Genomic DNA, 20052 nt, shown 5'->3' on the forward strand with positions numbered 1-20052 from the left:
CAAGGGGCTGGATTTGCTTGGCTTGCTTATATAATCTAAAAACCGGCATTTCTCAATTGTAGAAGAAATTGCCGGCTGTTGTTGTTCAGATGAATTTACTTATTCCCTTAGCAGATAATTGCGTATAGCCTGGGCTACACCATCTTCCTCATTGGTTCCCGTAACGGCTTTGGCTGCCTGCTTCACCGCCTCCTGGGCGTTGCCCATAGCAATGCCCAGACCGACGGAGCGGAGCATCTTCAGATCGTTCAGACTGTCCCCGCAGGCGGCAACTTCCTCCATTCCGATTCCCAGCAGCCTGCAGACCTCGCGGATTCCGCTTGCCTTGTTAATCCCTAGCGGATTAACCTCAATATTGCGGGGGCTGGAATTGGTAAGCTCGTACCGGCCCGTGGCGTCCAGAATCCGGTGAATCTCCTGCAGACAGGCCGGATCGTCGGAGTGCATTCCGAATTTGAGCCATAGATCATCTTCAGGCCGCAGAATCTGCCCGGGCCAATTCTGCGCAGTGAATACTTCATTTACAGTGTAGGCCCAGTACCGGCAATTGCTCTCAAGCGCCAGCGCGTACAGATCCTGAACCCAGTTATCCTCTAGTGTATGGCGGACCAGCAGGCTGCCGGGAGCCCGCCACACCTCACTCCCGTTGACGGCAACGAGCGGAGAACGCAGACCGAGCTTTTCGACATAAGGCGCAATACTCTGCACCTCGCGGCCCGTGGCGAACATCACGGAAATCCCTTGTTCAATCGCCCGGTGTATCCACTTGCGGTTCTCTGCGGATATCTCGTGGTTCCGGTTCAGTACCGTCCCGTCCATGTCCAGTGCGAGCAGCTTATATTTCATTCCTTCATTCCTCATATTCCGATCTCCATTTGCTGTATTCCTGCGTCACGGTTAAGCGACATGGTGGATATCTTCTGCTTCATATCCGAATGCTTGCTGGATAGGACAAAATGCATCCTTACTGCACCGCCTTCCAGCATATCCATCTTGAAGGATTTCACCTTGATCCCCTCATCGCGGAAGAAGTTCAAGAAAATCCCGGGATCGCCTTCCTTCGCCACCGTTACCGTATACACTGCCGTTTTGCTGGACGGACGGATACGCTTCTCCACCCACTGGAGCACAAACAGACAGACCAGCACCGAAACAAAGGTGAGGATAGCCCCGTAATAGAAGCCGGCGCCAATGGCAATACCCATTGCGGCGACTACCCAGAGCGACGCGGCTGTCGTCAATCCGGAAATCGTATTTCCGGTGCGCAGAATCGTTCCGGCTCCAAGGAAGCCGATACCGCTGATAATTTGTGCCGCCAGCCGGGCCGGGTCCAGCCGGACATTAGGTTCCCCGGCAAATTGGCTGAAGCCGTAAATCGAGGTGAGCGTAATCAACGCCGAGCCCAGGCAGACCAGAATATGGGTCCGGAATCCGGCGTGATGCTGGCCCCGCTCTCGTTCCAGTCCAACGAATCCACCGATCAGGAGAGCGAGGGCGATCCGGAGGCTGATATCCATATAGCCAATATGCCACACAGCCGGATTGGCAGTCATCATCGCTTCATCCCTTTACACAATCCGGCCACATCCTGCGAATGGATAGTCAATCGTAATCCGGCCCGCTTCGCAGTCGCCCACACCGCTGTACAGATCAGCCTTGCCGTCCGGCCGCATCACAATGCCGGCGGTGAAGGCACAATCAACCAGATGCGGTGTCTTGGCCGGTCCCGGGGGATAGCAGGTACGGCTGCCGATCAGATGTAGGCCCTCCGCTGTGCGGGTTTCCGGATCAAAGATAAAAGCCATGTTAAGATAGACCTTTACTTCGCCGCCGCTTGCATCCTTATCCCGGTAACAGTTATGGCCGATAATACCGATCCTTCCACTGTCAAGCAAGTAAGCCTGATTGACCCCGCCCCACTCGCCTTCGCCGAAGATGCCCGCGATATAAGGAGCTTGCTCAATTGTCTCTGCCGTAAGCTGATCGAGGCTGTCAATCACGGTAAAGCCGATCATGGATTCACTTCCATATTTGCCGCGTGTTTCTGCGCCGCGCGGACGGGAGAAGACACCTATTCTGCCATCCTGCAGTTCGACCAGACGGATATCCTTCATTTTATTGGGACCTGAAGTGAAATAATACAAATCATGAAGATCCGTTCCTCTGTGGAAATATCCGAAATAGGTCTTCACCTTCCCCCCTTCACGCTGGACATGGGTGCCGCCCATAACGATTTCGCCGCCTATCAGACTGACATAAGGGTCCTCCAGCGTATAGATCATGCTGCCCTGCACGAGAGTCCATTCATCCTGTCCGGTCTCCTCGAAGAGGCGGACCCAGGAGCGCGCCCATTCATCGCGCCGCTCGACCCGTCCGAACAGATAACGCTTGCCATCGCGTTCAAAGGGGATGGAAATGTTGTATACATCGAATCCCTCCACCCCTTGAAAACTCAGGATGGCACGGTCATAAATATGTTTGGTTTCCTCAAATTGAATTCTTTGCTCCAGTAAAGTCATATGCTCACTCCTATTCTTTTCTCTTTTCAATTATTTTCCCTGATTGGCCTGATATTCCTTGAACTGGCGCTGATATTCAGCAACAACCTTATCCAGACCCGCTTTTTTCATTTTGTCTAGCGCTGCGGGGAATGCCTTGTCATACTCCTGTACCCCCATATAAATCGGCGTGATGCTGGCGGCCGCTTCTGATGCAATGTTGGTGTATTCCGTTCTTACATTGGTTGGATCAAAGGCAAAGTTTGCCGCAATGCTGTTAATCGCGTTCGGATTCGCTTCGAACAGCACCTTGTTGTTCTCGGGAATACTATTTTCCAGATCAAAGCGCATGAAGCCTACATTGCCGCTCTGGGATTCCGATCCCTTGTAACCGGGTTTATTGTTGTTGTCCGGGTCATTGATGGCTTTCATGCCCTTGTCGCCGTCCTTGGTATAATGCTTGCCTTCGATTCCGTATTGGACGAGATCGTAATTCTCCTGGCTGGCCAGCATCCAGTCCATGAATTTGACCGCTTCCTCGGGATGCTTGCTGTTAACCGGAACCGCATTGCCGTTCTTGAAGGTAAGCGGCCGCAAATATTCTTTTTCCGGATTGAAGAAAACTACGCCGATATCGTCAACCGTCGCTTCCGGATTGTTCTTCTGCAGCGAACTCAGGCTTCCGGCCGTGCCGAGATTTACGAACCATTCTCCGTTGTCGGTCTGTGCCTTGGCCTGCTCCACCTTCATGACGAGAATATCCGGGTTGGTAATGCCCTTCGTGTAGAGTTGGCGCATGAATTCCGCGTCCTTCTTGAACTCTTCGGTCTCAATCCAGGACTTGACGTCACCGTTCTGGTTCACATAGAAAAATTTGTCTTTGACCGTGAACGGAAAAGAGTCATAAGTACGGTGCAGAATCGTGGTATGCAGGCTTACCGGATCGAAATCCGCTTTGGTGGAGTAATACGGCTTGCTGCCGCTCTTCCAGTTCTTCATCACCGTTTCCCACGCGCTGATCAGCTCATCCGGAGTGGTTGGCTCCTCCAGATTGTTCGCCCGGAGAACATCCCGGCGGATGTTGAACTCGCCTTCGCTCGCCATTTCCACCCAATAGGAGGGAACGGCGTAATATTTGCCGTCGATTTTGGCACCATCGAAAATATCGTCCGGGATATATTTCTTCAGATTCTGCCCGTACTGCTCAATCGCCCCGCTGATATCGGCCAATGCCCCGCGGTTGTAGTAGCTGGAGAACGGCGTACGGTCCTGCATGATATGGAACAGGTCGAAATCCTCACCGGTGGACAGCATCAGATTAAGCTTCTGGTCCCAGGCATCACTTGGAATGTAGGTTTTCTCAACCTCTACACCCACGCCATCCGCAGCCAGCTTCTCGTTGATCTTCTGGAAAACTTCCTTGTAATCCTTCGGTTCTGTGCCGGGTACTACGTATTTGATCTTGACCGGCTCAGTCTTTTTCTCTTCACCGGCTGATTGCGTGGCGGCAGCACCCTCTTTGCCCCCTTCATTCACGGTATTGCCGGAATTCTTGCTTCCGCATCCGGCAAGCGCGGTAACTGCAAGCATGGCTGCAAGGGCCAGAGTAAAGCTCTTTTTCATGTGAAATCGACTCCCTTATAATTTTGTATATAAACCCCGAAGGGATTATATTAGCCCTTAACCGATCCAATGACCAGTCCTTTGACAAAATACTTCTGCAGATAGGGATAAAGAAAAATGATCGGTCCGATCGTGACAATCGCAGTGGCCATCTTGACGGATTCCGCAGGCAGGGTTACGTCACCCGCTCCCGCCAGCATCGTCATCTCATTGAGCATGCTGATTTCGGATTTCAATTGTAGCAGCATGAATTGCAGCGGATACAGGCTTTTGTCGTTAATCAGCATAATGGCGTTCCACCAGTTGTTCCAGTAATCAAGCCCGTAAAAGAGCGCAATGGTGGCGAGTACGGGCGTGCACAGTGGAAGATAAATGCGAAAGGCGATCGTAAGGTCATTCGCTCCGTCGATGGTCGCCGATTCCCGCAGAGAGTCCGGAACCCCGTTCATGAAGTTGCGCACCAGAAAGAGATTGAAGGGGCTGAACAGCAGCGAAGGAATGATCAGCGCCAAGATATTATTCGTGAGCCCGAGTGAGCGGTTCATTAAATACCAGGGCACGATTCCGGCGGAGAAGATCATCGTAATGAAAAAATAGAGTGACAGGGCGTTGCGGTACTTCACACTCTTGTTGGCCAGTGTATATCCGGCCATGGATGTGATCAGAACGGCCAGGACCGTTCCGACGAGTGTGACGAAGATGGAAATCATATAGCTGTGCAGGACCTGTGATCCGCCGGTGAAGATTACCTTGTAGGCATACAGGGAGAATTTCTCCGGAAACAGGCTGTAGCCGTTCTTCAGGATCGTATCTTCATCCGTAATCGAGATCATCAGGACCAGCAGCATCGGAACCAGGCACAGTGCCGAGTACAGGGTAACGCAGGCATACATAATGGTAGTGCTGATGGAGCCTTTTTTCACCTTGTCTCCTCCTCAAAGTTGTGTTGATCCTACGCATCCTAAAAATTCTAGTAAAGTGCGCCGTCCTTGAAAAATTTGCGGGTAATCGTATTGGTGCCGAAGACGAGGATAAAGCCAACCACGGACTGAAACAGTCCGACGGCCATCGCTTCCGAAGGATCGCCAATCTGGCGCAAGGAACGGAATACATAGGTATCAATAATATCTGTTGTCTGGTAAAGGGTTCCGTTATCGCCGATTAAGGCATAGATCATCCCGAAATCGCCGTACATGATCTTGCCGATAGAGAGCAGCGTCAGGATGACAACCGTCGGCATCATCAGCGGAAGCGTAATCTTCCTGCACATCTGCCAGCGGTTCGCCCCATCGATCTGGGCTGCTTCGTACAAGGTGTCGTCAATGCCGGTAATGGTAGCCAGATAGATTACGGCACTCATCCCGGCGCCCTTCCAGACATGCATAAGCGTCAGGATCACCGGCCATGCCCTCGGCTCCGTATACCAGTTGAAGGATGCAAAACCGAGCTTGTTCAGCATCTGGTTCACAATCCCCATATCCATGGAGAAGAAGGCGTATATCACATAGCTGATGACAATCCAGGAGATGAAATTCGGGAACAGCATGACTGACTGGCTGATTTTGACAAACAGTTTCTTGCGCAGCTCGTTAAGCAGCAGTGAGATAGCAAGTGCCGTCAGCGTGCCAAAGAAAATAAACAAAAGATTGAGAAATATCGTATTAAAAGTGACTGTGAGCGCTTTATTGGACCGGAAGAAAAACTCAAAGTTTTGAAAACCGACCCAATCACTGTGGAAGATACCTTTCGTGTAATTGAACCGCTGGAAGGCGATCAGCATATACGGATAGGTCATGTACCCGAATATAAATGTGTAGACCATTGCCGGCAAAACCAGCAGATAGGATGTGCCGTTGGCCCGTATATCCGCTAGAACCCCCCTGCGTCGACGAAGCTTCTTTTCCAATTTCAAATCCTCCCGTTAACGTTATCGTGCTTTGGCTGCTTGCTATGACGTAACTTTAAGCAAAATTCCGGCTGCTGGCTATTTCAAATACCGGATATTGCTTTAACTATCCGGTGACCGGACCCTCAAATTCGGCGGAGCGGTTTCATATATCGTACAAACCTTTAGAAATATGAAAGCCGTTCTTGGAACGTCTCCTCAGTTGATTAGGATTGAGGACGTTCTATCGCTCCAACCCTCTGGAGTTAAAGACGAATCATCCGCTGTCCGGACTAATTTGGCTCCCAGAAAATTGTCGTGTTCATACAATTCCACTGCCGCGCCGCCGAATACGCGCAGCGAGGTAATGTCATCATTCTGGATGCCCGCTTCGAGCAGAGCCGCCAGCGTGTAGCTGCCGGGAGCCAGTGACACCGCATAACCGCCATAGCTTCCATCCTTATAGAACACTGCACCCTTATCCAAACCGTAGGCCTCCAGCTCATAAATCCGCGCTGACGTATCGGTACTGAGGGCTCCGGCGTCTGTAATGTAGACCCGGATGTACCTCCCAAAGGTGTTGACGTCATGCAGGGTAATGTCCCGCGTATTTCCGGTCACTGCTGCAGCATCGGTCCAGGCGCTGCCGTTATCGCTGACCTGGATTTTGAAGTTCCTGGTATTGATGCTTGGCGTCTCACCGCCTGCCGCTGCATGCTTCACCACAAACCGGTACAGGTTAACCCTCTTGCCAAGATCAATCTGCAGCCAATGCGGCTCGGGTCCGGTTGCACACCATTTGCTGTTGCCAAGGACGGTTCCGTCAATAGCTTTATTAGGTGCTTCTCCCTGCACATAACCATCCGCCGTGGCGGTTCCCTGTGCCGCAACATTCACGTAACCGGCAGGCAAAGCTTTAGCTGTGCGGGGGATTTGGATAGTCAACTGCACCGGATAATGGTCCGAGGGATATAATCCGTTCTCGTTATAACGGTTGATATCCATCGACTCCACGGTTCCGGCACCACGCTGGAAAATCCAATCAATATGGTGGCCTGTTGTGTTGCCGTTATAATTACTGACGGTAGAAGCATTATTGAAGTCATGCCCGCTCTGGGTCCAGACATCGCTGAAATCCGACTGCTCAAGGATGGAGTAAGCGCTCTCAGTTTCGGGAGAATTAAGATCTCCGCCAATAAATACCGGCGTATCCGGTGAAGTCACAACCTCCGAGACCCTGTTTAAGATCAACTGGGACGATAGCGCCCGGGCGCTGCTGTTCAAAGAGAAGTGGGTATTGAAATAATAGAAGACGGTTCTCGGATCGTCTTTCGCCTGGAATTTGGCCCAAGTGCATATTCGGGGCCACTTGTCATCAAATGAGCTGAGGCTTCCGACGGCATCGGGCGTCTCACTGAGCCAGAACTGGCCGGATTCCAGGACATGGAATTTATCTGCCCGGTATACGATGTTGGAGTATTCATCCGTCTTGTTCCCGTATCTTGAGGTTCCCAGTGACTGGTAGTTTCCGTTCAGATGACTTATAAAGTAATCGATTTGTACAGCATAAGCCTCCTGCATGCCGACAATATCAGGACCAAATGAATTGATGACATTCACTGCCTTGTCTTTACGGTTATCCCATGAGTTTATAGTTCCGTCATCTCCGTGCAGGTTTCGCACATTAAATGTCATAAGCTTCAGCCGTGCCGTTTGCGTCACTTCCGCCGCTTCTGCCGTTGATCCCGGAGCCACCATGCCTCCAAGCCCGGAGACCCAAGCACCCAACATCAGCAGTGCCATCCATTTCTTTTTCTTCATCATCTATTCACTCCCCATTTATGAAACCTCGCTTGCTTCCTTCATGCTAGAATAGCCGCCTTGATCCTGTAAATTTCGAAATCCTGCATTCCCTTACAAATTGCAGTTTTTCACCCTTTAAAAATCGGCTGCGGCTATCAAATTCTGAGAATGGGATAGGGCAAGGTTCAACGTTTTGATTTCATACGGCGCCAAAGCGAGTTCGATCTGCTGACCGGTAAAAGGGAGGGCAAAGGGATGCTCTTCCATAAGGTCAGTTTCCTCCACCGAGCAGAGCTCACCGAGGTACGGATCAACCGTTACGGATGCTTTCGTGCGAATCCCTCCGAATTCATACAGCCGTATAATCAGCGTGTTGCCAAATTCAGCCTTTTTAACAGTATCGATCATGACATTACGGGCGTCCGTCTGTATCATTCCAAGTTCATCGGGGAGCCTGGAGCCATCTTGCAGCGCAGCTGCCATCAGCGGCGCATTCAGTTCACACGCTGCCTGATGTGTTTCCGCTTCATACCATCCCCCGCTGTGCGGATACAGTGAATACGTGAACTCATGCAATCCCTGATCGGCATTGCTGTCAGGATAAACGCCGGATTTGATCAGGCTCAGACGGATGACGTGATTCCGGATGTCGTGCCCGTATTTGCAGTCATTCAGCAGACTGATGCCATATCCGCCTTCGGATAAATCTGCCCAGCGCTGGGCAACGGATTCGAATCGGGCATAATCCCAGCTTGTATTCCAGTGTGTCGGCCTCTCCACGTTGCCAAACTGAATTTCGTATGTCGCTTTGGTTGAGCGGATGTCCACGGGGAAGGCTGCTTTCAGCAGCTGCTGATGCTCCTGCCAGTCCACCCGGGTTTTGAAATCAATGCGCGGATGATCGCGGTACACAATTAGATACTGCTCGATCGTAGAGCTCTGGTAGCAGTACACCAGCTTCAGCACGCCTCGCAACGGGCCGGCTTCCAGCACAGACAGCTCCTTCAGTCCGTCCACAACGGTCATTTTTTCCTGATAATAAATGTCGATATCCCAAGCGTCATGCGCCATAGGCTTGTCTTCGAATACCTGCAGCATGTTTGCCGGCTGGTCCTTCTTCAGTACTTCACGTTTGGCCTGTTTATCATAGAGCGATGCGATCTGACCTGCATCATTCAGAAGAATACTATAGTAAGGGGTTTCGAGGCGGCCGGTACCGATGCTCCATGATCCAGAAGACTCCAGCCCGATACCCGCCGGATTGCGTAGCTGCTCATGCTCCGCTTCGGGACGTCCATAAATGGTCGTATATCCGTAAGCGGGCACATCCCGAACCGCCACCAGTACTTTGCATAAAGCTGTCAGATTCGCCTGTTCACTTACCGCAGCCTGAGCATCCAGCTTGAAGCCTTCTACCGTATGCCATGAGAAATTCTCTGCATCATCTATATCGATTTCTGCAAGGAATGAGCGCTTCCAGCCAAGAGCATTAAAAATGCGGACAGGTTTTCCCTTCCCCTCCGCTTCGCGGCCAATTGCTCCATTCAAGCTACGAATCCCTTGTTCAATCGTGGCAAGCGCAAACTGCTCCGATTTCTCGTATTCGAGTCTGCTGTCCTTATAAACCTCATGAATCGATGATCCCGGAATGATGTCATGAAACTGGTTACGCAGCACAATCTCCCAGCTGTCAGCCAGCTGCACTGACGGGTAGGCATACTCCGGATTCAACGCAAGCGCGAATGCATTCAAGAATTCCGCATGATGCAGCAGCATCTCCATCCGTCGGTTCAAGCGCTTGTTGCAGGCCTGGGAGGTATACGTTCCACGGTGGGATTCGAGATACAACTCACCATCCCATAAATGAAGCTGCGGCTGGTCCTTGAGCTGCTTCTCAAGCTGCACAAAAAAAACCTCCACTCCCCCTGCCTTGACCCGGGGAGCACCTGGCATATCCTCATACCGCCTTACAGCCTCGAGCATATCACGGGTCGGCCCCCCGCCTCCGTCTCCCCAGCCGTAAGCCAGCAGCAGCTGATTGTTGATATCCTTCTGGCGGTAGTTGTCCCATAACCCTTGAACAGAAGCACCCGTCACATTGCCATTGTACGTATAGTACGAGTTGTTGCCGTTATCCGGCGTGGTAATGTAGTGCGTTAGAATTTCCGTCCCGTCGATCCCCCTCCACGTAAATGTATCGTAAGGGAAACGGTTATATTGACTCCAGCTGATTTTGGTCGTCATGAAATAATCGACGCCACTCTTCTTCAGAATCTGCGGAAGCGCCCAGCTGTAGCCAAATACGTCAGGCAGCCATAACACACGGTTATCCACGCCGAATTCATCCCGGAAAAAGCGCTTGCCGTTCAGAAGCTGGCGGACCAGTGATTCTCCGGACGGAATATTACAGTCTGCCTCCAGCCACATAGCCCCGGTAGCTTCCCAATTTCCGCTCTGCACACGATCCTTGATTTTGGCATACAGCATCGGAAAATCCTTCTTCAAATAGGCATAAAGCTGCGGCTGTGACTGCAGAAACACATACTCCGGAAAACGTTCCATTAACATGAGCACTGTAGAGAACGAACGCCCTGATTTCTCACGCGTATGCTGCAGGCGCCACAGCCAGGCCACGTCGATATGGCAGTGTCCGACCGCCGTTATCTGTGGACGGGGCCCCCGCGGGATACCTTCAAGACGCCCGCGCAGTATTTGGCGTGCCTGTGCCGCAGAGGTATAAAACGCCTCCGAGTCGGGTCTGCTCCAATCCAACTGGCGGAATGCCGCTTCCAGTGCGTCCGTCAGCCCATGTCTTTCCAGCTGACGTTCATCCAGCTGCTTCACAGTCTGGAGCATATGCATCGACGTATAATACAGGTCGTCCACTGCCTCATCGAGTACCGCAAGGCTCAGCGAATCAATCCGGTGATCAAACGGTATGCGCCCGTCCGGCGCCTTCAGTCCGCTCCACGCATAAATGGCCAGCTCTGCATAGCCTCTCTCCACTGCATCTTTCGGAAAAAACAGCTCCGCATGATTGCGGTCAAGCGCCTGCAACGGCTCTCCGTCCAGATACACCTGTGCTTCATACCCGCTGGTATTCCCTCCGCTTGTATCCCCCAGCTTGATGAGACCAATGACATCCTGCCCCTTCCAGTCGGGCGGAAATTCGACATCCGTGATAAACCAGGCATAACGGTCTCTGCCCCCCCAGCGGTCACCAACACGAACCGCCGTTCCACCTTCCAACTGCTGACGCACTTCAGCCAAATCCTTCACATCCGGAGCAATATAAACGTCAGCCAATGTCCGGCTTTCGCGGTATCTTAATCCGGCAAGCTCCCGGATGCGGCCCTCCAACTTCTGCAGAACGAATTTCATGCTTGATTTTTCCCCTCCTATTTGTTTCGATTACCCGTCTCTATTGAAACCATCCAGACTCATATCTTGCTCCTTCATGCTAAAATAGTAACTGAACACTGTATATCTCAAATCGCTGCATATCCTTTTAAAATACGGTTTTCCCTTATATTTGAAACCCCGGACCCGTTTTCGAAATAGATATTACTTCCTGCCTAACTTACATTAAAAGAGAAGTAATAATATTAGATTAGGAGGGAAAGGGAATGCTCACGAATGGAAGAAAGCGTGTGATCCTGTTGCTTGTGGCAATGCTCATCTTTTCCGGATTTGAGTTAGGTACCCATTCAGCACCAAAAGCACAGGCTGCAGATTTGGACTCGTACAATCTGAAATTAATGACATTCAATGTCCGCAACGGGGGTACGGGGAAGGAAGCAGAGGAATGGGAGAATCGAAAAGCCCTGGTCGCTCGAACAATCGATTTGTTCGGCCCCGATGTGCTAGGCATGCAAGAAGGCCATCTGCAAGGGATTAATGATTTGCTCAGTAGTTTGAACGGAACCTATGCTTCGGTTGGGACCTCACGTTTTGGCAATACGGATGAGGAGTATAACAACATCATGTACCGTTCCGATAAATTCGATGTGGTGCAATGGGGACAATTCTGGTTAAGCGAAACACCGGATATCGTGGGCAGCAAAAGCTCTTATGATCCTGCCTGGCCCCGCATGTGCACCTGGGCCAAGTTTAAGGCAAAAGATAACCCGGGAGCTGAGTTCTATTACTTCAATACCCATTTCGGCTTGACTGAAGGCGCCCAGGTCCAAGGTGCCTCCGTTATTCTGGATCAAATCGCCAAATATGTGATCTCACCCGATGTACCCGTATTTGTCGGGGGCGATTTGAATGTGCAGGAAGACAGCAAAGCTTTCAAAACGCTGGAAGAATCCGACCTGAATGATACTTGGGCCGGTGCCGGTCATGCCTATACGGATAACGATGGTACCTTCAGTAACTTTGAAGGATTAACGAATACAGGACATATCGATTGGATTTTCCAGCGCAATGTTCAGCGGATTCATTCCATTGAGATCAATTATAATCATGAGAATGGTCTTTATCCTTCCGATCATTATCCAGTTCAATTGGTCGTAGACCTCCCGCTAACAGGCCGTGTAGGCCAGACTGTTCCCGGTGCACCTCGCGATGTCTATACGGCTTCCGCAGAGGGATTGACCCAAGTGGTCTTCACCCCGTCTCAGGATGATGGCGGCAGTGCAATCCTGAATTATAAGGTAACCGCATGGCAAGGTGATCAAGCCGTCAAGACGGTGGAAGGGCCCTCGAGTCCGATCTCCGTGACAGGACTGGACTTGGACGGGGAATATACGTTTACGGTGTCAGCCGTGAATGCTGAAGGCGAATCTCTCCCCTCGGCTCCTTCAAAACCAATCCACGAATTGGCGAATCAGTCACTTGGCAAGCTGTACCTATCGGGTGCCCTATCGTCCAGCTATCAGCTAAGCGGTACGTTAAGCATCACACCTACGAGCGTGCCGGTCTACGAGCAGGAATATGCACTGTACTGGGGGAATGCAGGCGGAAAGCTATCCGAAGCCCTGCCGATCGCAACGATCCCGGCGGGTGAGGGCGACGTCAGCTATCTGTTCGACAAAACACCGGTTCCAAGCGGTGCGACGGCAGTTCTCGTGTATACACGGATACTTGGAAGCGATTCCACGACCTATGCCCAAGAGATGTTGCCAACTGCTGGTGTTCAGCCGATGCAGATCGAGGACTTCACCGACGTTTCGGACTGGACAGACTTGAGATACGGCAAAATCATAGCAACCGACGGCATCGGCGAGATCAGCGTATCGGGTGCAGGCAGATCTTTCGGATATGCAGGGATTCCGGTGACTTACAATCTTACCGATCTTCCCATCCTTCGAATCAAGATTGACAGCTTGGACGCCGGGACCCTGTGGGCGCTTAAGCTTCATACAAAAGCAGGCCAAGGTTCAGGAGATATTAAGATACAGGGAGACACGGATAAAACAGGCGAATTCAGCTTCGATCTGAGAAAGGCAACCGGCTGGAATGGCGAGAAGAATTTCATTATCAAGCTGTTCCCGATCGGAGGCGAGAATAAGTCGTTCCGCATCAGCGAACTCTCGGCAAGACCGGCAGTGGAGCTGAGCAATGATGAGGGAAATCCGGTGCCGGCGGCGCCAAGCGGCCTCATCGCATCGGCAGGCGATGCATCGGTGGCCTTGGCATGGAATGCTTCGCCAGGCGCGGACAGATACAAGGTGTACAAGTATGCAGGTACAGCTGCGCCGCTTGATCCCGCTGACTGGCAGCTCGTAAAGGCAAGCGTGACGGGCGCGACCTACACGGTAACGAGTCTTGAGAACAACACGAGTTATGCGTTCGCGGTAAAGGCTGCAAACGCTGAAGGTGAGAGCGATTATTCTGCGGCTGCGACCGCGATGCCGGCGGCACCTTCAACACCATCAGAACCAGCAGTACCTTCAGAACCGACGGTTCATGATAATGTTCCGGTTGTCGACAACACCGTCATCAAATCAGCCAGCGGCAGCATCATCATCCCTGCCGGTAGAATCGGTGAGGTCGGCCTTGAAGATGCGGCTCTCGTCAGAGTGCCTGCGGGTGCAGCAGATCAGGAACTTCGTATCACAATAGCAAGGCTGCTTGATAAAGCACTATTGAAGACGGATCAGGGGAAAATCGTCAGCGATGTGTTCGAGATCCTGAAGAATATCTCCGGCAACTTCAAGAATCCGGTCACGGTATCACTGAAGTTCGATCCGTCGGAGGTACAGGAAGGTCAAAGGGTCGCGATCTTCTACTATAACGAAGCTGAAAAAACATGGGTTGAAATCGGCGGCAAGATCGAGGGTAAGCGGATCACTGCCGAGGTGGATCACTTCACCAAATTCGCGGTACTGGCTGTGAGGCAGGACCAAAGCATACAGCCGAATCTGCCTTTACCGAAGTTCTTGGACATCGCCGGGCATTGGGCAGAGAGCGCCATCATCAGTGCAGTGGACATGAAGCTGATAGGCGGTTATCCGGACGGTTCGTTCAAGCCAAACAAGTCTGTCACCCGCGCTGAATTCACGGTCATGTTGATGAATGCGCTGAAGCAGGAAAATACTGAGGCAACAACAACATTCAAGGATCAGAACGAGATCGGAGAATGGGCGATAAATTCGATCGCCCAAGCAGTCAGAGCTGGTATCGTCAGCGGTTATGAGGACGGCAGTTTCCGCCCGAATGCGGTCATCACACGAGCGGAGATGGCAGTCATGATTGCCAAGGCGCTTCAACTGCCGATGCATCAGACCACTGATACGGACTTCGCTGATGACGCGAATATCCCTCAGTGGGCCAAAGCAGCGGTAAAGAATGTTCACGAACTCGGCATTATCAGCGGTCGTGGAGGAAGCCTATTCGCAGCGAATGATGCGGCAACCCGAGCGGAAGCCGTGACCTTGCTGCTGAGAATGCTGGAGCAGCATAGATAGGGACCGTTACCGATTCGGTCAAAGACGGATCAAAGCCAAATGACCAGCTCCTAATCAGAGAGCTGGTCTTCTCGCTTTCCTAATCATCCCTGTGCTTTTCAAAAAAGCAGAATAGCTTTCATATTTAAGCAAGGCAGTACCATTTTCACCAATTTTGTCCTATAGTTAAGAGGCAAGTTCAGCAGCATTGGAGGCAACATACATGCGCAACACCCTGGGCCGGCTTATCCGGTACAAAACATTTCAGAAGCTTACCATCTCTTATTTCCTGCTTGTTCTTATCACCGTCAGTCTGCTTTCGAGTGTTCTTTTTTCGCTTTTCTCGCGCAGCGCAGTCAATGAGATTGACCAGAATTCCAAATTAATGCTGTCCCAAATCAGCTATGCCTCCGATGTAGTTTATAACCAGGTCATGACTATCGGCAACTCCCTGATCAACGATCCGCAGGTGATCTCTTTCCTGAATGGCATGCAGGAAGACAAGACGATAAATTACCATGTTTTCCGGCAGATGTCACAGATCAAGAGCGCGTATCCCTTCATTCACAGCATCGGGATCTACCGCCCTTCCACCGACACCAATGTGGATACCTCCGGACTTCCGTTTGACAAATCCCTGTATGCGATCAGCGCCCAAAAATACATGGAATTCTATCCGCGTAAGCTATCCGTCAAAGGGATCAACAATAATAATCCGCTGCAGTTTCTGACCTTCCTGCTCTATCCGGACTATTCGCTGCATTCCTCGGCGAATCCGCTCATTTACATCAATGTGGAGGAGCAGTCGATTCTGACGACGATCCGCAATATCAGCAAAGCCGATTCTGCAAACAATGTGTTCGTGATGAACAGTGAGGGAGAAGTGCTCTCACATACCGATTCAGACCTTTTCATGGAGAATATGTCCCGGGAGGATTACGTCCGGCGGATTCTCGGGGAGAATGAGCCGGAACACAGCTTCACGGCCACTATTGCCGAGGAGAAGCATCTGGTCACTTATGTAAAGTCATCAGAGTTGAACTGGTATTTCGTAAGCGCTTCCCCCTATAAAAAGCTGATTTCCAACATCCGTGCGCTTCGGACCGTCACCGTGATGGTGACTTTAGTGCTTGTGCTTGCCGGTTTGTTAATCTCCGTTTTTCTGACCAAAAACATGTACAAGCCGATGTCCTCTCTTTTTGAGATCATCAAGCCGAAATCGCTGAACCTGCCGAAATCTCCACTCATTGATGAATATCAGGTTCTGGCAGAGGTCTTCACTACGCTGGAGGAAAAAGAGAAGTCGTTGCAATTCGTCATCAGCCTCTCCTCAAAAACGATTCAGGAGCATTATCTGCAGGCACTCCTCAAAGGGCACACACGCGATATTGCGGTCCCGGAAGAGATTATTCAGGGTATCGAAGAAAAGATGTCCGGACCTTACTTTTCTGTGATTGTGTTCAAGATTGATGAAATCGAAGCCGTGAAAAAGCGGGTAAGTGCCGAGCAGCAGCCTCTGCTCCGTTTCGCACTTGGCAACATTGCCAAAGAAATACTGGAGCAATTCGGAGCTTGCGACATCTTGATTACTGAGGAGAACGAGGCGGTGGCGATCGTCCAGTACGAAATGAATGAGCTTCCCGGAGAATTGAATAAAGCCCTGCGCAGTGTGCAGAGCTTCCTGAACCGCTATTTCAAACTGACGGTCTCCATTGGAGTCGGGGATATGGTGTACGGTAGGAAAAACATGCAGTATTCCTTCACTTCGGCCCAGCAGTACGTAAAATACAGATTGATATACGGAAGCGAGTCGATTCTGGATGCTTCCACAACCCGTTCGCATCTGATGACAGCCTTAAGCTATCCGACTACCCTAGAAAAGAAGCTGATTGAAGCTGTACAGTCCGGGAAGGCAGACGCCATACAGAAAAGTATCCAAGAGTTTATCGGAGTAGTCGCTGCTGGCTCCTGCAATCAGATGATCACTTATTGTACCCAGCTGCTGCTCTCGCTGCTGAAGCATTTTGAATATCTGCAGTTCTTGCCGGAAACCAATTTCAATGAATACCTGGATGCCATAACTGATATCGAAGAAGCGGATAGCCTGGAGCGTATCACCCATATCTTCGGAAGCTACTGCGCCAACATATGCGTTCTAATAGAAGAGAAGAACCATTGGCTTAACGCACAAAAGCACAACAGCGTAATCGAAAAAGTGCAAAATTACATCCAGGACCAATACGCCGAACCGAATCTGTCCCTCGAGTTCGTGTCCAACTTTGCCGGGCTGTCTCCCAGCTATCTCGGCAAGCTGTTCAAAGGCTCCACCGGGCAGTCCTTCAGCGAACACCTGAACCATACCCGGCTTGAGAAGGCACGGGAACTGCTGCTCACCACCAATGAAACGGCCGCCAAAATCAGCGAAACGGTCGGCATCTACAATATCACTTACTTCTCTACCCTGTTTAAGAAAAAATACGGGGTTTCACCCTCTGTATTCCGGGAGCAGGCAGCTATCAAGCGGTTGGATTCCCGGTATTGAAAGCAAAGGGAGCGCCATAACTGGCGCTCCCTTTGTGATGATACCGGATAATCCGGTATCATCTGTTTTTGGAATGGCTATGATCCTCAGCCTAATGTAATTCGGAAGGTGTTGATTTCATAATGCTTGAAGTCGAGGCGGATGGCCGGACCAGCCACCGCTTCCGCCTCCAGCGGCCGCTCCATCAGATCGTAGGCCTGCCACGAGGCAACGGAGTAATCGATGCTGAGCGTTACGGAGCAGCGTGTTCCCGTATATTCATGCAGCCGGACGATCCAGCCGCTGCCATCCTCGGCCAGCTTGATAGCATCGATGGCGATGTTCGGAGCATCGCTCGTGATCAGGGATTTGCCGCTTCCGGCGGCATCCGCCTCCAGAAACACCTCCTGATGGTTGGAATCCCCCCCTTGATAAGGCTTGCTGTCCAGAAACAGCAGCGACTCGAAGCCGCTGTTGTTGCCTCCGCCTGTCCGTCCGAAGTCGAACAGTCCTACGACCCGTTTGCCCTGCCAAGCTGCAGGCACCAGTACTTTCCTCTGCAGCCACAGGTATACGTCGCTGCCTGTCCAGTCATCCCCTTGATGAAGCTTCCGGCCATCCGCAATGGCAGACGGATAGACTCCATTATTCCCATCCTTATCGTCAGCCACTGACCATTCATTGAGCGGCAGAGACTCGCGATACCGGTACCTGATGCGGCCTTCGATGTACCTTCCTTATATTTTTTAAAAGCGCTTTTCCGTTACCTGACGGGTTATCGGGATACATGGGTTATTTACATTGTAGGCCGTCCGCACACAAAAAAACGCCAACGAGACGAAGATTTTACTCCGCCCGGTCAGCTGGTAAAGGGATTCTCGCCAATATAGTATTCTTATATTTACTTAGATTCCAAATAGTCTTGCAGTTGCTTCCGCAACTCCGCTTTAATCTTCCTGATATCCTGCTGTAATGCTTCATCCACTTCACGGCTCTTCCGTAACTCCGCGTAGCTTGAGGCCGGATGGTCCACCATTGCCAGTTCATAGGCGAGATCCTCGGCTCGGATTCTGCTGAATTTCGGATTGGCCAGTTCCGCTTGGACAGGTGCCTGGTTGAATACGAAATTAGCAAATGGCGACTCATAATAGGACTTTTCATCGGCCTGGTACAGGTAATATTCAATCAACTCATCCGGCACACTTGCCGACAGGCGGATATAATTCGGGTTCCAGGTCATTAGATAACCGGGAAATGTATAGTTCTGGCTGATATCGGTATTTTCAGGCAACGTATATTTGTCCTTGCCGACAGGATTCCAGTGTTTCCCCGGAATGCCCAACTCAAACAGGTCATGATGATCCTGGCTGGCAAACAGCCAGTCGAGGAACAAGATGGAACTCTCTTTATGAGCCGAAGCCTCCGGGAGGCATAAATAATTCCACGCACGTGAATTGACGGGCAGAAGATCGTTGGGCTGCAGCTTGTCCCTCATCTGGCGTTGCACAAAAAAAATGCCCAACTCAGCATCCGGCACACTGGCCTTCAGTTGAACATTGATCGCTTCGAAATTGGACACTCCTTCGATCATCGCCGCAGCCTTCCCGGACGTGAACCAGTCGCGAGCATATTTGCGAACAATCGGCTCCTCTTCAATGTAACCCTTGTCATGCCATTCCCGAACTGTGACAAGCCAGGAGTCGTCATAGTGGTTATACGGCTCCGGAAAATTCGCAAGCGCCTCATCCTTTTCCCCGCTTAACCCAATACCCTTGATTTGATGATCCTTCAGAAATACCGATGCAGAGACAGAAGGCCCAAGATTAAGATCCCATATGCCGGCCCCCAGTCTGCTAGGGCTATCCTGATTGCCCCAAATCAAATCGTTCGCCCCATAGCTTCCGTCATTCTTCATCACTAGAGGGGTGAGTGTCTTATCATTTGCAAGTACGCAGTCGAAAAAAGCAAGTAAATCCGCATAGGTCTCAATAGACGGTAAACCGTATGCAGCAGCCAAATCTTTGCGGTAATAAAGTGTACTCAGTTCACCCAGATACCGGCTTAGTGGCAGACCGTAGGAGTGAATCTGATTGTCTGGTCCGGTGATTTTGTTATTATCCATGTACATGCTGCTGAACGCCTGCTTCAGCCCCGGGTACTTATCGTTGCCGAAATATTGATCTAGATTTGCATAGCTGCCCTCCGCGATAAAGGTGTTCATGTTCATCCAAGGCGCATCAAACACAATATCGACCTGTTCGCCTGCAGCAAGCTTTAGCTTCAGTTTGTTCACATAATCCGCCTGCGGCGTGAATGTAATGTTCAGCCTCAGATGGAGCGTATCCATCGTCTGCCGCTCGAATTCGGCCACCACCTCGTCGAACTGCTTGGGCTTGTCTCCCCACAGCATAATGTTTAAGGTTACTGGCTCCACCGCTGCCGGCTGCTGTTTGCCACCTTCCTTCCTTTCTGAACTATAACAAGCAGTGAGCAAGCCGCCACTCAGGATAATTAATAATGAAACCAGGAATACGCGTGCTGTGAACTTCTCCATAGACAGCCCTCCAGTTCTTCTTGTATACACTTTTATTCCCCACCAGTATAGCATGAACGGCTTAGCGGAATCATGATGGATAGGGTTCTTGTATCGCTGCCCAGCGTAAATCCTCATTCCTATCCTCTCAATGACAAATAAACAGTAGCCACCGATAAAGTACCTGCGAGCACGCTGTTTTTATGTTACTTGAATTATAGAAACGGATCTGGAAAAACGAAGGGATTTTATTGCCGCTGGGTTAAACATGTACCATTTTGAAAGCCTGATTCAGG

Annotated in this window: 12 protein-coding genes; 2 read left to right on the plus strand and 10 right to left on the minus strand. The window is 51.0% G+C overall.

The window, feature by feature from the left end; translation table 11 throughout:
* Positions 1–99: 99 nt before the first annotated feature.
* From NYE58_RS27455 to NYE58_RS27490, 8 genes are all read right to left on the minus strand, one after another.
* Positions 100–861 (minus strand): Cof-type HAD-IIB family hydrolase, encoded by a 762-nt coding sequence (locus NYE58_RS27455; RefSeq protein WP_341003547.1) that lies wholly within the window; start codon positions 859–861, stop codon positions 100–102.
* Positions 858–1556 (minus strand): MgtC/SapB family protein, encoded by a 699-nt coding sequence (locus tag NYE58_RS27460; RefSeq protein ID WP_341003549.1) that lies wholly within the window; start codon positions 1554–1556, stop codon positions 858–860. Before NYE58_RS27460 ends, NYE58_RS27455 begins: the two co-directional genes overlap by 4 nt.
* A gap of 12 nt (positions 1557–1568) precedes the next feature.
* A complete protein-coding gene (locus NYE58_RS27465; protein WP_341003550.1) occupies positions 1569–2519 on the minus strand; it encodes a DUF1861 family protein in 951 nt (316 codons plus the stop codon).
* A gap of 30 nt (positions 2520–2549) precedes the next feature.
* Positions 2550–4121 (minus strand): extracellular solute-binding protein, encoded by a 1572-nt coding sequence (locus tag NYE58_RS27470; RefSeq protein ID WP_341003551.1) that lies wholly within the window; start codon positions 4119–4121, stop codon positions 2550–2552.
* Between the two features lie 50 nt (positions 4122–4171).
* Positions 4172–5044, minus strand: a complete 873-nt coding sequence (locus NYE58_RS27475; RefSeq protein ID WP_341003552.1) for a carbohydrate ABC transporter permease — start codon at positions 5042–5044, stop codon at positions 4172–4174.
* 47 nt (positions 5045–5091) lie between these two features.
* Positions 5092–6027: an ABC transporter permease gene (locus tag NYE58_RS27480; protein WP_341003553.1), complete on the minus strand. Its 936-nt coding sequence runs from the start codon at positions 6025–6027 to the stop codon at positions 5092–5094.
* A 198-nt stretch (positions 6028–6225) separates the two neighbouring features.
* Positions 6226–7830 (minus strand): discoidin domain-containing protein, encoded by a 1605-nt coding sequence (locus NYE58_RS27485; RefSeq protein ID WP_341003554.1) that lies wholly within the window; start codon positions 7828–7830, stop codon positions 6226–6228.
* A 114-nt stretch (positions 7831–7944) separates the two neighbouring features.
* A complete protein-coding gene (locus NYE58_RS27490) occupies positions 7945–11190 on the minus strand; it encodes an alpha-mannosidase (RefSeq protein ID WP_341003555.1) in 3246 nt (1081 codons plus the stop codon).
* Between the two features lie 245 nt (positions 11191–11435).
* Between NYE58_RS27490 and NYE58_RS27495 the strand changes: the two genes are divergently transcribed.
* Both NYE58_RS27495 and NYE58_RS27500 read left to right on the plus strand, forming a co-directional pair.
* Positions 11436–14723: an S-layer homology domain-containing protein gene (locus NYE58_RS27495; RefSeq protein ID WP_341003556.1), complete on the plus strand. Its 3288-nt coding sequence runs from the start codon at positions 11436–11438 to the stop codon at positions 14721–14723.
* Positions 14724–14925: 202 nt separating this feature from the next.
* Positions 14926–17244, plus strand: coding sequence for an AraC family transcriptional regulator (locus NYE58_RS27500; protein WP_341003558.1), 2319 nt, complete (start codon positions 14926–14928; stop codon positions 17242–17244).
* Between the two features lie 86 nt (positions 17245–17330).
* Here NYE58_RS27500 and NYE58_RS27505 read toward each other — a convergent pair whose 3' ends face one another.
* Together NYE58_RS27505 and NYE58_RS27510 are read right to left on the minus strand one after the other, a co-directional pair.
* Positions 17331–17894 (minus strand): glycosyl hydrolase-related protein, encoded by a 564-nt coding sequence (locus NYE58_RS27505; protein WP_341003559.1) that lies wholly within the window; start codon positions 17892–17894, stop codon positions 17331–17333.
* Positions 17895–18124: 230 nt separating this feature from the next.
* Entirely contained in the window at positions 18125–19777 is a 1653-nt protein-coding gene (locus NYE58_RS27510) for an extracellular solute-binding protein (protein ID WP_341003560.1), read from the minus strand.
* Between the last annotated feature and the right edge of the window lie 275 nt (positions 19778–20052).

It is taken from the genome of Paenibacillus sp. FSL L8-0708 (assembly GCF_038009325.1).
Classification (GTDB): domain Bacteria; phylum Bacillota; class Bacilli; order Paenibacillales; family Paenibacillaceae; genus Paenibacillus_AQ; species Paenibacillus_AQ odorifer.